This window comes from Solwaraspora sp. WMMA2059, from assembly GCF_027497315.1.
Classification (GTDB): Bacteria; Actinomycetota; Actinomycetes; order Mycobacteriales; family Micromonosporaceae; genus Micromonospora_E.
This window is the reverse complement of sequence record NZ_CP114908.1, coordinates 4408887-4421428: the sequence shown is the minus strand read 5'-3', so window position 1 is coordinate 4421428 and position 12542 is coordinate 4408887. Positions and strand designations below refer to the sequence as shown.

Below are 12542 nucleotides of genomic sequence, written 5' to 3'. Positions count from 1 at the left end.
CTGGGCGTACGAGCCGAGTCTGGCTGACTGCAGATCCTGCTGCCTACGACCGCGATATGCGTACGCGCTGGTCAGCTGGCGTTTTCGCTGATCTCTGGGGTGCCCCCGGCAGGATTCGAACCTGCGGCACACGGTTTAGGAAACCGTTGCTCTATCCCCTGAGCTACGAGGGCGCGAGGGCCCAGTCTAGCGACCTGGGGTTCACCTTGGATGGCAGGGAGTCGCCCACGTTCACCCACGTCACCCGCCCCCGTCCTCCCAGGCCAGGACCACAACTCCAGCACACGAATCCCGGTCTGCGGCCGGCGGTCCGCCCTACGCGGGCGGCACAGCCACGAAGGCGTCGCACAAGGCCGTCTGGCATACCCATGAAGAAGCCGGTGCGTGGGAGACCGGCACGGTGGTGAGCGTCCTGGAGCGTGAGGTCTTCTCGGAGGCGGAGGCTGCCCGGCTCCTTCGGGTGGCGCAGTCGACGCTGCACTACTGGCTGGAGGGCGACGAGCGTAAGGGACGCCGGCACAAACCCGTGCTACGCACCGAGCCGCGCGGCGCCCGTTCGGTCACGTGGGCCGAGTTCGTCGAGGCGGGGCTGTTGCGGGAGTACCGCCGTACCCACCGGGTGCCGATGGTCGAGTTGCGGGCGTTCATCGACCTGCTCCGGGAGGATTCGGGGTGCCCTACCCACTCGCCGACCGCCGACCGCGCGTCCTCGCCGGCCTCCGCTCCGACGTCACCCATCCCGGCGACCCTGGCACGGTCATCCACAAACGCCAACGCCCCCCGTGTCCCATCGCGCTGCCTCGCCGAGCCGCGACCGTTCATCTACGCAGCCACCCGAACCACGATGCGGCAGATCCCGCTGACCTGACGCGGTCGTGAGAGGCCCGGCCCGCAGGCGTCGTTAGGTCGCCAGGCTGACTCGGCAGTGGCAGCACAGCGGCAACGACACGGCAGCGCACCAGCCCTCTGACCGGCGGGTGACTGGTGCTGCCCACCGGGCCACCGATCTGTCGGTGGGGTGAGTAATAGCAGGGCCGTTGCGGGGTAGACCTCCAAGCAGGGGACGCAAGCAGATCGACCCGGAGGGTCACCATGACGACACCAGCCGCGCAGCCGCCCATGCGGACCAGCAACGAGGCCACCGAGGAGCAGCTCGCCGTCGCCCGGCGGCAGGGTCAGGCGTACGGCGGCGCGCTGCGCGCCATGGCCGAGGAGGACGGGGCGCTGAGCCAACTGGCCGGCGACTACCTAGTGGCGTTCGTCAACGAGGAGGCGGAGGGCATGTACGAGCTCTCCGGCGGTCAGCTGGTCTGGCGGGAGGCTGCCCCGGATGCGAACGTGCATCTGGAGGTCGCGGTCGCGGACGCCGCCGACGGCCGGTTCATCCCCGGTCTGGACGTGCGGATCGCGGTCAGCCGGAACGGTCAACCGGTCGCCACCGCCGGCCTGCCGTTCCTGTGGCACCCGTTTCTGTACCACTACGGTGGCAACGCCTCGGTGCCCGGTCCCGGCCCGTACGACGTGACGGTCCGGATCGCGCCGCCGCAGTTCATGCGGCACGACCCGGTCAACGGCAAGCGGTACGCGACTCCGGTCGAGGTGCGCTTCGACCAGGTGATGTTCGCGAACGGGCGCAAGACCAGCCCGGACGCGCAGCCCCGGGGTGCCGACGCCCCGACGATCGGCGGGGACGGTGCCGGCCCACGCGACTGGGCGGACACCGCTGCCGCCTCCCGTACCTCGGACGATGCCGGTGCCCGTACCCCGCACGACGCCGCCGGGGTGCCGTCGATCGGCCGCTGGTAGCGCCCGCGACATCGACTGCAGCCATCGGCGGCGGAGCGCCAACAGTGGCTATCGGCGGCGGAGCGCCAACAGTGGCTATCGGCGGCGGAGCGCCAACAATGGCTACCGGCGGCGGAGCGCCAACAGTGGCTATCGGCGGCGGAGCGCCAACATGGCGATGTCGTCGACCAGCGGTCGGCCGTCCACCAGCGCGCCCATCGTCTCGGCGCAGGCCGTTTCGGCGCTGGTGGCGACCAACGAGTCGCACAACTGACGCAGGCCGTTGTCGATGGTCGGCCCCCACCGCTCCACCAGGCCGTCGGTGAAGAAGAACAGCAGCGCGCCGGGCTCGAGGGGGTGCCTGCGCGCCCGGCGTGGCCGGTGGATGCGGGTGCCGAGCGGAAGGTCCGCCAGCACCGGCAGACTGTGTGCGGCGTGGCCGGCGCCGATCATCACCGGCGGCGGATGGCCGGCCGTCGACACCGACACGACCGTCCGGGTGGGGTCGATCGTCGCGTAGCACACCGTCGCCATCATGCCCGGCTCGAAGTGCTGCACCTTGCGGTCCAGCCGGGCGAGCACGTCGGCCGGGTCGGTGGTTTCCAGAGCGTACGCGCGCAGCGCGCTGCGCAGCCGGCCCATCACGGTGGCCGCGTGCAGCCCGCGTCCGGTGACGTCGCCGATCGCCACGCCGACCCAGCCGTTCGGCAGCGGCAGTACGTCGTACCAGTCACCGCCGACCCCGGCGTCGTGGCCGGCTACGTACCGGGCGGCGAACTCCAGCCCGGCGACCGCCGGTAGTTCGGTGGGCAGCAGGTCGTACTGCAGCGCCAGGGTGGCGGCGCGGTCGACCTGGCTTTCGCGGGCCTGGTCGGCCAGGGCGATCCGGTCGGCCAGCAGCCGCAACATATGTTCGTCGTCGCAGGCCGGCCCGCGTCGTCGGGTTGCCACGTGCAGCACCCCGCCGACCGAGCCGCCAATCGTCACCGGCACCGCCAGCAGCGACCGGATGCCCTGCCCCTGCAACGCCGGATGCGCCAGCGCGTCGTCGTCAGGGTCGGTCAGCATGACCGTGTCACCAGTGGTCAGCACCTTGCCGGCGTACCCGCGACCGAGCGGCAGCCGGGCCGGCGGTTCGTGGCCGGCCTCGATTCCCCAGGCAGCTGCGGTGACCAGCTGCTGGGAGTGTGCGTCGAGCAGGCAGACGGCGGCGGAGTCGGCGCCGAGCAGCCCGCCGGTGCGGGCCAGTGACTCGACCAGCAGCGCGTCAAAGCTCAGCCGGGACAGGGCAGGGTCGGTGATCGCCTCGATGCGTTTGAGGCGCTCGTCCGCGTTCCCACCCTCGACTGACACGAACGCAGCCTAGAGGACTGGTTCCTCACCGGCGACCACACCGGCAACCCGGCCTCCGGGCTGCCGGTGTGGTCCGGGGGCAACCAGGTGCGCGTACACGTGCACGGCGCGGCGTACTTCGACCGGCTGGTCGAGGTCGTCGACGCGATGGGCGACGGCGACCAGCTGTTCTTTGCCGACTGGCGGGGCGACCCTCGACCAGCGGTTACGCCCGGACGGGCCGACCGTGGTCGATCTGCTGTCCGCCGCCGCTGGCCGGGGCGTGGCGGTCCGTGGCCTGGTCTGGCGCTCCCACCTCGACGTGCTGATCTACAGCGCGGAGCAGAACCGAAACCTGGCCGAGGAGATCAACGACGACGGCGGCCAGGTGCTGCTCGACCAGCGGGTACGCCGGTTCGGCTCGCACCACCAGAAGCTGGTGGTGGCCCGCCACCCCGGCCGCCCCGAACGGGACGTCGCCTTCGCCGGCGGGATCGACCTGTGTCACAGCCGGCGCGACGACGCCGCCCACCTGGGCGATCCGCAGCCGGTGAGCGGGCACCCGAGCAACGACTTCGGGGTGGCGGACAGCAGTCCATGGTGGCTGCAACCCTGAACAGCGACTACGGGGGCCACGCGGCGTGCGGCCGGACCGGATCGGGAATGGACCGTGTGTAGCGAACCGAGTATGGACCACCCATGACTGAACGTGTCCGGGTGGGTTGTCGTACAGCTGGAGCACCCGGCGCATCTTGGCGGTGAGTTCGGGGTCGGTGCTGGCCTTCCACGTCTTGCTGTAAACATTCACCTCTTGTGAGGGCGCGGGGTCAGCCCTGGAGGATGTGGGCGGTCTGCGGCATCCAGGGGTTCCCTGTGACGGCGTCGCGGAGTGCGGTCATGGCGTTGACGCCGTGTTTGACCGCAGTGGATAGGTAGCTGCGGATGGTCAGCCGGTCGCGGGTGGCTTTCTCGCTGGTGAGCCGGCCGGAGATCTTCTGCTGGGTCTTGTTCGGCCGTAGGTCACGCTCGGCGAGGTTGTTCGTCGGCGGAATGGTGGTGTCGTAGCAGAACCGCAGGACGTCGTCGTGGCGGTGGTGGAGATCCTCGAGTAGGTTGCGGCCGGGCGGCTGCCTGTCGCGGGGGCCGCCGACGCGGGGGACGTCCTTACGGCCGACGATCACGCCGTCGCGGAACTCGCGGACCAGCGGGTCACGCACGGCGGGGTCGATCTCGGCCTGTCCGGCGGCGCGGGCGAGGTTCGCGGCGTGGATCAGGCCGCGTAGCGCCCGCTGGCACTGGACCGGCCAGACGTGGTCGGGGTAGGTCTCGGCCGCGTCTTCGAGATCGCGGAGCAGATGTGCGCAGCACAGTTGGTGCCGCACCCCGTCGGCGAAGTTGCCGGCCTGGTCGTAGACGGTGTACCGGTCGTGCACGGCGACCCCGGTGAACGCCGGCCCGATCCCGATGGTGCGGAACTGTTCGCCGCTGCGACGCTCAGCCAGCGCGTACAGGGTGTACCGGCCGGTCGACGCGGACCATACGTACCCGTTGCGGCCCGCGGCACCCGCTCGGATCGTGGTCTCGTCGAAATGGACCACCTCGGCCAGGGTGATCAACGCCTTGATCATCGTGACGATGTCGGTCACCGCCGCCGCGACGGCGGCGAGGACCTTGTGGACGAACCCGGCCGACACGCGGGTGCCGGCCAGATCGGCGATCAGCCGCACGCACCGCTCGACCGGCACGTGCTGCACGATCAGCAGGTACACGGCGAGAGCGCGCAGGTTCGCCCCGTACACCCGGGTGTTACCCACCCCCGCCTGCTTCGGCGGGGCGGCGACGTGCTTCCGGCCGCAGCCGCACCGGACCCGGTACTGCCGGTACTCCACCGTCGACGCGGTGACCAGCGGCACGTCGGTGACCTGACTGGCCGACACCACCCCCTCGTCGACAGCCCCCGCCAGGTCCGTCCCGCACTCGCACGGCCCGCACGGACGCTGGTCAACCACCCGGACGTCGGCCTCGTCCAACCAGGGCAGATACGATCCCGGCGCACCGGGCTGTCTACCTCGCCCCGGCTTCTTCCCGCCCGAGCGCCCACCGCCGGCGGGCTTGCTCCTACCCGACCGGCCAGGCAGATCATCGGTCGAGGGCGGCATCGAGGAGTTTCGGCTGTTCCGCGAGATCAACCGCTTGATCTGCTCCAACTCCGCACGTAGCCGTTCCACCTCGGCCGTCTGATCCGCCAACTGAGCGGCCTGATCACGGACCACCGCGATCAGCTCGTCCCGCGACAGCGCCTCCGGATCAACCACCCGGGCACAAGATCACGATCGGTCCGAGACGGCAACCACCCCCAGCTCGGCCCGGCGAGTCACGCTACCCAACAGCAAACCCGCCAGCAAGACGTGAATGTTTACGTCTTGCTGGCCTGCCAGGACATCCCGCGTTCGTGCAGGATCCGCCGGAGGAGTCTCGACGCTGATCGTGGTGATGTGGCCCGCAGTGATGAGGTATTCGTGCAGTTTGATTAGGGACCAGCGGGAGAAGGGCTGACCGAGGAAGCGGGGTCGCACCGGGCGATGACGCAGAACCAGTCTCTGGTCTGCTCATCGATCCGTCTCGGTGCGCCCCCGCTCCATTTTGGGTTCAGGGCGTCGAACCCCCGCTCGTCCGAGGCCCGTAGCTGGTTGGCGACGCTGGTCGATAACCAGGCTAGAGCCACCACCAGCAGAGTCGGATGGGCGAGCGCGGCGTCTCGATTGCTGTCGCGTCGGGCCCGTGGCTCCTCTTAGCTGTCAGCGAAGGCGACGATGTCCGCGACGAGTCGATCGGCGGCGGTCACCGCCAGTCCGTGCGCGGCGTCGTCATAGACGACGAGCCGACTGTCCTTGATCAGCTCTGCGGTAGCCTCACCGCATTGGGCTAGGTCGGCGATCGGGTCGCGGGCGCCGTGGATCACCAGGGTCGGCACGGTGACGCTCCCGAGGTCCTCGCGGAGCTCGCTGGTGAACAGCAGCCGGTAGGACTCGATGGTGGCCCGACTAGAGCACTGCAGCGCCTGATCGCTGAACCACTCGGTGAACTCCGCCGACAGCGGAATGTCCTTGGCAGATGCGCCGACGCCAGCGTAGAAAGCCATCGAGATCTCCGAGTAGTACCTGGGTCGATCCGTCCGTAGCTGCTCCAGCATCTGATTCACCTCATTCGCCGCCGATCCATCGCGGTCGTCGGACGAACTGACGAGGGCTGGGGTGACGGTAGCGATCAGCACGGCTCGGCGAACCCGGTCGGTGCCGTGCCGTGCGATGTAGCGGACCAGTTCAGCACAACCCATGGCGCTTCCAATGAGCGTGACATCTGTCAGGTCAAGCGATTCGATCAGCCGGGCGAGGTCGTCGGCGAGGGTGTCGTAGTCGTAGCCGCCCCAGGCCCAGTCCGATCTGCCGTGGCCGCGACGGTCGTAGGCGACGACGCGGAACCCTGCGGCGTCCAGCGGAGGCAGATGCTTGTCCCACATCTGAATGCCCATGGTGGCGCTGCTCAGCAGCACCATCGGCGGGCCAGCTCCGCTGTCGACGTAGTGGATGTTCGTGCCGTCGTTTGCTCTGAAGAATGGCATGCGGATCTCCAATCATTTGTCACCAGGTGACCGGTAGCGATTCGATGCCGTGGAACACGGTTCCTCGGCGAAACAGCGCCTCGGGCTCGTCGGTCGCCAGTCGCAGGGTCGGGAACCGGGTGAACAGCGCCTCAAGGGAAATTGCCATCTCTAGGCGAGCTAGTGGCGCGCCCTGGCAATAGTGTGGCCCGATTCCCCACTGTAGATGTTCCTGGGAATTCCTGTATATGTCAAGATGGCCCGGATTCGGGAAGACCTCCGGGTCATGGTTGCCGGCCGGGATGGATATGACAACCGCATCGCCTTTTCGCATCTGTCGTCCACCGAGTTCCAGATCTTCGAGCACCAGGCGTACGATTGCGTCTTGCGAGATAGACCAAAATCTCATTGCTTCTTCGATGAACTGTGGGACCAGTGCGCCGTCGTCGGCAAGTACCGAGGCGCGTAGCTCTGGGTCGAGCAGCAGGCTGAGAATATTCAGTGCGATCTGATTAGTGGTGGTCTCGTGGCCGGCAACGAGGACGAGTCGTGCAATTCCTACGAGTTCCTTGAGGGTAATTTCTCCGGTTGCCAGATTGTTCGAGGCGAGCTGGCTGATGAGGTCGTCCTGCGGGTCGTGCAGGCGGCGCTCCGCCAGGTCGGCCAGATAGTTCGACATCTCCTGGTACGCTGCGAACGATCTAATCGGATCTTCCTGCGACATCGTGATTCTGGTCTTCTCCACGAAAAAAGGCGAATCCTCGTCGGGGACGCCGAGTAGGTTGGCGACCACCAATGTTGGCAACTTCCTGGAGAACGCGTCGTGGAGATCGACCGGTCGGTGCCGGGAAGCGACATCGTCCAGCAGTTGTGTGGTCAGTGCCTCGACGGCAGGGCGCATGGATCGGACCCGCCGTGCGGTGAACTGCGAAGCGATCATGCTTCTGAGTCGGTTGTGTTCGGGGTCGTCCATGCGTAGAAACGACGAAGGTCGGTCACCTGGCGGAATCTGAATTCGTACCGGCGCGCCTGGTAGCAGCTCATCAGCGCTGAGCCGTGAATCCATCAACGCCTGTCGAACGTCGGGGTGTTTGGTGACCAGCCATGCGCGCCTCGCCTCAGTCGCCCCTGCTGGGATCAGCACGGCGCAGGGCAGTTCCTTACGCAACTCGTCGAGGATCGGGGGGACGGTGCCCTCGCAAGGCCGCGGGAATGGCCACTTCAGGACGCGTGTCTCTTCGTGTAGCGCCATTAGAGCCTCTCGCATGTCGATTGGAAAGACTCGGTCCTGGTGCTCCATCGGTTTGTTCTCATTGCAACATTATTGAATATGGCACTGACAATGCGCTGACTGTTCGTAAGTAGTCCCAAGTCTCGTGGGGTTGGGCGACGCGGTTTGTGGGCATGCTGATGGTCGGCGTGGCCGGGTGTGGCGTCGCCGTCGCGGTGGTCGGTGTGGGTGTCAGCCGGTCGGGGGTGGCTGGGCCCAGGTGTGCAGGTCGGCGGGGGACGCGGTCCAGGGCAGGAATCGTTGGAGGTCGGGGCCGGTCAGGGGTCTGCCGCCGTTGCGACCGCAGGCGTCGAGGTAGGCGGTGAGGTAGGTCAGGACGTTGAGGCCGGCCTGTTCGGCGGTGGCGGTGACGGTCCAGACGGTCGCGGCGAGGCGCGCGGCGTCGTCGGTGCGGGAGCCGTAGGCGTTCTTGCGGGTGATGACGGGCCGTCGCAGTGCCCGCTCGGACGTGTTGTTGTCCAGGCTGATCATCGGGTAGTCGCGGTGCGCGGTCAGGCCGTCCCACTCGCGGTCCAGGGTGGCCAGGGCCTTCTTCGCGGGTTGTTGCAGGCCGGGGCTGGCCATCTGGGCCTGCCGGGCGGTGTCGATCGCCTGCAGGGCGGTGTCCCAGGCGGTGTACGCGTCGTCCAGCCGGGTCGCCGCCGTCCCTGCGGCGGCCGTGGATGCGTTCCACGCGTCGGTCAGCTCGTCGTGGGCGTGGTACAGGGCCTTGATCCGGTCCAGCCAGTCTCGGGTCCAACACGCCAGTTGGGTCGGGTTCGCGTCCCCGGCGCGCACGAAGTACCGGCGGACATGGGCCCAGCAGTACAGGTTGGTCAGGCCGTCGGTCCTACGCCCGGCCGAGGCGTAGACGGTGTAGAAGTCGCTGGAGACGACCAGCCGCCGTGGCCCACCATCAGCGTGCGGGGTCAGCTGTCCGGTGGCGGTGTCGATCCCGGCGTGGCGGGCCAGAACAGCGCCGGCGCGGGTCGGGTCCATCACGAAACAGGTGGTGTCCGCGCCGATGAACACCCACAGCCACCAGCGGGCCGGCCCGTCACCACCATCGGGGGTGAACACGTGCCACGACGTCTCGTCGGCGTGCGGATGCCACGAATCACGGGACCGGGCGACAATCCGCTCCTCCAACGGCGCCAGCAACGTCCCGGCGGCCGCGCAGGTCCCGACCAACGTCGAGGAGCTGACCTCGGCGCCCTGGCGTGCCAGCCCGGCGATCAGGGAGTTCCGGGAGCGCCCGGCCACGAACCGTTCGACCAGCAGCATCGCGATGAACCCGTTACTGAACCGGCCCTTGCCGACCGCTTTCGGCGGGCCCGGCGCGGTCACCGTCCTCGCCCCGGCACACCGGCACCACCACCCGCACCGTCACCCGCCAATCGACCTGCTCGAAGGCGTGATCGTCGAACGCCTCGAACCGCGACGAACAGTCCGGGCAGCAGTACCCGCCCCCGGCGAAGTCCCACACCACCTCCACCCGCGGCAGATGCGAGTAATCCCTGCGACCGGCCCGCCCTCCCGGCCCCCGCCGCGGTGCCCTCTCCCGCTCACGCTCGCCAGGCTCACCGCCATACCCACCCTGGCCGTCACCGTCGCCCGCCGTCGGCTGCGGCCGAACCCGCTCCGACGAACGCCCGAACACCAACCGCTGCAACACCGCCAACTCCGCCGACACCCGCTCCAACTCGGCCTCACGCCGCACATCACGTTCCCGCAACCGCTCGTTCTCCACCCGCAGCGCCGCGTTCTCCTCCCGCAACTGCCCGGCCAACCGCTCCCACCGCTCGTTGGCCTCCACCACCCGAGCCAGCGCAGACCTCAACCCCGCGTCAGCATCCGCCTCCACCGAAGCACCAACCGAGACCGTCACGGCCGCAAATCAACACCACCACGGCTGCCGGAGCACGCACCAACTGTCCGACTACACAAAGTCACCCACGGGAACTGGGACTACTTACGACTGTTCGAGCAGTTAACTGATTGACGTGCGGGGTACGTGTAGGACGCACGCGTAGTCGTGGACAGGAATTGATATCTCCCTGTCCACGACTCGTGCCGCTGCGGAGCCTGGTGCTCCTGCGCACCGCTGCTCCGGCCCTATTCAATATGTTTAAGCCCTATTGAATCGATGAGTCAGGAATTTGCGGGCAGCCCCACGAAGCGTCCCATCGCCTCTGCTGCGTGGTCGAAGAAGGCGTCCGGATCCGCCGCAAACCCCTGCACGTGTCCGTAGACACTGAAGCTGACCATACCGAGCAACTGGGTCCACGCAATTAGGGTGCGAGAGATGGTCGAGTGTGGAATTCCAGCGAGGAATCCATTCGCGAGTGCGGACACGTTCTGTTCCATCCCGTCGCTCATCGGCGGTTCGTCGGCGATGCTCAGTGTGCCGGCCTGGTGGGCCTGCCTGAGCAGGCCCACGAGAACCGCTGCGGCTCGGGCGCCGACGACCATCGTCTCCGCAGGGGCGCTGTAGTCGGGCTGTGGCGGTCCCCAGATCAGCGCGTACCGCTCAGGATTGTCCTGGGCCCACTTGCGAATCTCGCGGCAGGTGGACGACCACTGCCCAAGAAGGCCTTCGTCGGCAGCCGCCTGGGCACCCCGCTCGGCGTGATCGCCCATGTCCCGATATGCGTCGAGGATCATTGATGTCAGTAGCTGTGCCGGGTCGGAGAAGCAGCGCTGGACCTCGGCCTGCGGGACATCCAGGTCGGCGGCGATGCTCGCGAGCGGCAGACCTGCGGTCCCGGGCCGGGCCAGCCGGGCATACGCCTCATTCTTGACCCGGACGGCCAACTTGTCGTCTCGGCGGTAGTCATGTTGCATGAAGTCGTTTCCCATCTTCAGTTTGCTACGGTGCGGTGCCGGGGGAGGAACTGAACCAGCAGGCCGATCGCGACAGCGAACCCGATCAACCACAGCACCCCAGCGAGGAATGCCGGTGCGTAGGTCATCGGATCAGTGAAGCCCTCCAAGCGGTTGTAGAAGACCACCCCGACGATAGCCACGCCCACCGCACCGCCGACCTGCTGCGAGGTGGCCAGCACGCCTGAGGCGGCGCCGGCGTACTCCGGATCGAGGTTGGCTAGCACCGTGTTGGTCAATGGGGCGAGCACGAGTCCCATGCCCGCGCCGGCGAGTACGAAGCCGGGCACCAGTACTGCGGTCCGTCCACCGATTCCGATGTCCGAGACGATCATGTACGTGATGATCAGTCCGATGAACATCACGACCGACCCGACTGTTAGGACATGTCGACCGAGTCGTTGGGAGATCGCTTCCGCACGCAACGAGGTGATGAAGTAACCTGCGGCGATCGGGGTGAAGATGATGCCAGATTGCAGGGGCGTCATACCCTGCCCTTCCTGCAGATAGATCGCGAGGAAGAGGAAGAACGAACCCATCAGCATGTTGAACAGGACCGTGACCACGAGTCCTACGCTAAATGCGCGTTCACGGAAGAGTCGGACGTCGATCAGTGGTCCGCCAGCGCGGGCGAGCAGCGCCCTCTGGTGCCGCACGAACGCGGCGAGGGCGGGAACAGACGCCGCCAGCATGATCCAGGTCCACATCGGCCAGCCGCGCTCGCGCCCTTCGACCAGAGGTAGGACCAGCGCGACCAGCCCTGCGGCGATCAGCACGGTGCCGACGAAGTCGAGCCTGGTCCGGTTTTCAGCGCGGGACTCGGGCACGAACCGTAGCGTGAGTAGCAGGGTGGTGATCCCGATCGGGACGTTGACCAGATAGCAGTTGCGCCAGCTGAGCCCCAGGAGGTCGGTTTCGATGAGGATGCCTCCGATGAGCTGTCCACAGACCGAGGCGAGTCCGAGCGTCACGGCGTAGGCGGTGAAGGCACGGGCGCGCGCTGCACCGGTGTAAACCACTCCGAGAATGGCCAGCCCTTGCGGCATCAGAAGCGCGGCCGACAGGCCCTGAGCGATCCGGGCTGCCACCAGGAATTCCGCGGTCGGGGCCAGGCCGCAGGCAGCGGAGGCCGCAGTGAAGCAGGCCAGGCCGATGAGGAAGATCCGACGGCGACCGTAGAGGTCGCCGATGCGGCCGCCGATGATCAGGCCAGTTGCCAGCGACAACCAGTATCCGGCGATGATGAACTGAATCGCCGCCGGGCTCGCGTTGAGCTCGCGTTGGGTCGACGGGATCGCGACGTTCACGATGAAAAAGTCCAACGCGACCATGAAGATGGCAGCCAGGATGATGGGCATGATCACCCAGCGGGGCGTGGTGCCCGTCGGTGGATCGGCGGGTCGTTCAGCTGTGGCTTGGCCTGCCGACGCCGTGGTCTCAGACACCTGACCTCCCTCTTGTGTGCTTGCGGGGTCCCACGTATTCCGACGGGCTGCCGTCGAGGCAGCACCGCGCACCGCATTGCTCCTGGCAGAACAACCGGCGGCGATGCGGCGAAGGGGCGATGTCCCGGTGCCGGCGGCGGTCTGACCAGGTTGTCATACGTGGAGCTTATCCGTAGCAATTTTGGTGACTATGCTCAATTGTGTCGATTACTTCGTGGGTAATGAG

Annotated in this window: 10 protein-coding genes, 1 tRNA gene and 1 pseudogene; 3 read left to right on the top strand and 9 right to left on the bottom strand. The window is 67.5% G+C overall.

All coding sequences use genetic code 11. The annotated features are described in order from the left end of the window. Positions 1–100 precede the first annotated feature (100 nt). Positions 101–173 (bottom strand) — tRNA-Arg (locus O7553_RS20150). Between the two features lie 227 nt (positions 174–400). Here O7553_RS20150 and O7553_RS20145 point away from each other — a divergent pair. Further along, positions 401–868, top strand: coding sequence for a hypothetical protein (locus tag O7553_RS20145; RefSeq protein WP_281551246.1), 468 nt, complete (start codon positions 401–403; stop codon positions 866–868). A gap of 224 nt (positions 869–1092) precedes the next feature. Then, a pseudogene (locus O7553_RS30215) lies at positions 1093–1599 on the top strand (iron transporter); the annotation flags it as partial. Between the two features lie 336 nt (positions 1600–1935). On the opposite strand, the gene O7553_RS20135 reads toward O7553_RS30215, so the two are convergent. Continuing rightward, the gene (locus O7553_RS20135; RefSeq protein ID WP_281551245.1) at positions 1936–3138 is read right to left on the bottom strand and encodes a GAF domain-containing SpoIIE family protein phosphatase; all 1203 of its coding nucleotides are present in this window, start codon (positions 3136–3138) and stop codon (positions 1936–1938) included. A 172-nt stretch (positions 3139–3310) separates the two neighbouring features. Between O7553_RS20135 and O7553_RS20130 the strand changes: the two genes are divergently transcribed. Further along, complete coding sequence (locus O7553_RS20130; protein ID WP_281551244.1) at positions 3311–3733, top strand: hypothetical protein; 423 nt, start codon at positions 3311–3313, stop codon at positions 3731–3733. A gap of 211 nt (positions 3734–3944) precedes the next feature. Here O7553_RS20130 and O7553_RS20125 read toward each other — a convergent pair whose 3' ends face one another. From O7553_RS20125 to O7553_RS20090, 7 genes are all read right to left on the bottom strand, one after another. Continuing rightward, the gene (locus O7553_RS20125; protein WP_281551243.1) at positions 3945–5432 is read right to left on the bottom strand and encodes an IS66 family transposase; all 1488 of its coding nucleotides are present in this window, start codon (positions 5430–5432) and stop codon (positions 3945–3947) included. A gap of 476 nt (positions 5433–5908) precedes the next feature. Next, positions 5909–6739, bottom strand: coding sequence for an alpha/beta hydrolase (locus O7553_RS20115; RefSeq protein WP_281551242.1), 831 nt, complete (start codon positions 6737–6739; stop codon positions 5909–5911). 19 nt (positions 6740–6758) lie between these two features. Beyond that, complete coding sequence (locus O7553_RS20110) at positions 6759–7886, bottom strand: cytochrome P450 (protein WP_281551241.1); 1128 nt, start codon at positions 7884–7886, stop codon at positions 6759–6761. 294 nt (positions 7887–8180) lie between these two features. Continuing rightward, a complete protein-coding gene (locus tag O7553_RS20105; RefSeq protein ID WP_281551240.1) occupies positions 8181–9335 on the bottom strand; it encodes an IS66 family transposase in 1155 nt (384 codons plus the stop codon). Beyond that, positions 9286–9807: a hypothetical protein gene (locus tag O7553_RS20100; RefSeq protein WP_281551239.1), complete on the bottom strand. Its 522-nt coding sequence runs from the start codon at positions 9805–9807 to the stop codon at positions 9286–9288. The genes O7553_RS20105 and O7553_RS20100 overlap by 50 nt, the downstream gene beginning before the upstream one ends. A 332-nt stretch (positions 9808–10139) precedes the next feature. After that, positions 10140–10847, bottom strand: coding sequence for a TetR-like C-terminal domain-containing protein (locus O7553_RS20095; protein WP_281551238.1), 708 nt, complete (start codon positions 10845–10847; stop codon positions 10140–10142). 2 nt (positions 10848–10849) lie between these two features. Next, positions 10850–12229 carry an MFS transporter gene (locus O7553_RS20090; protein WP_281555680.1) on the bottom strand — a complete coding sequence of 460 codons (1380 nt, stop codon included), beginning with the start codon at positions 12227–12229 and terminating at the stop codon, positions 10850–10852. Positions 12230–12542: the final 313 nt, after the last annotated feature.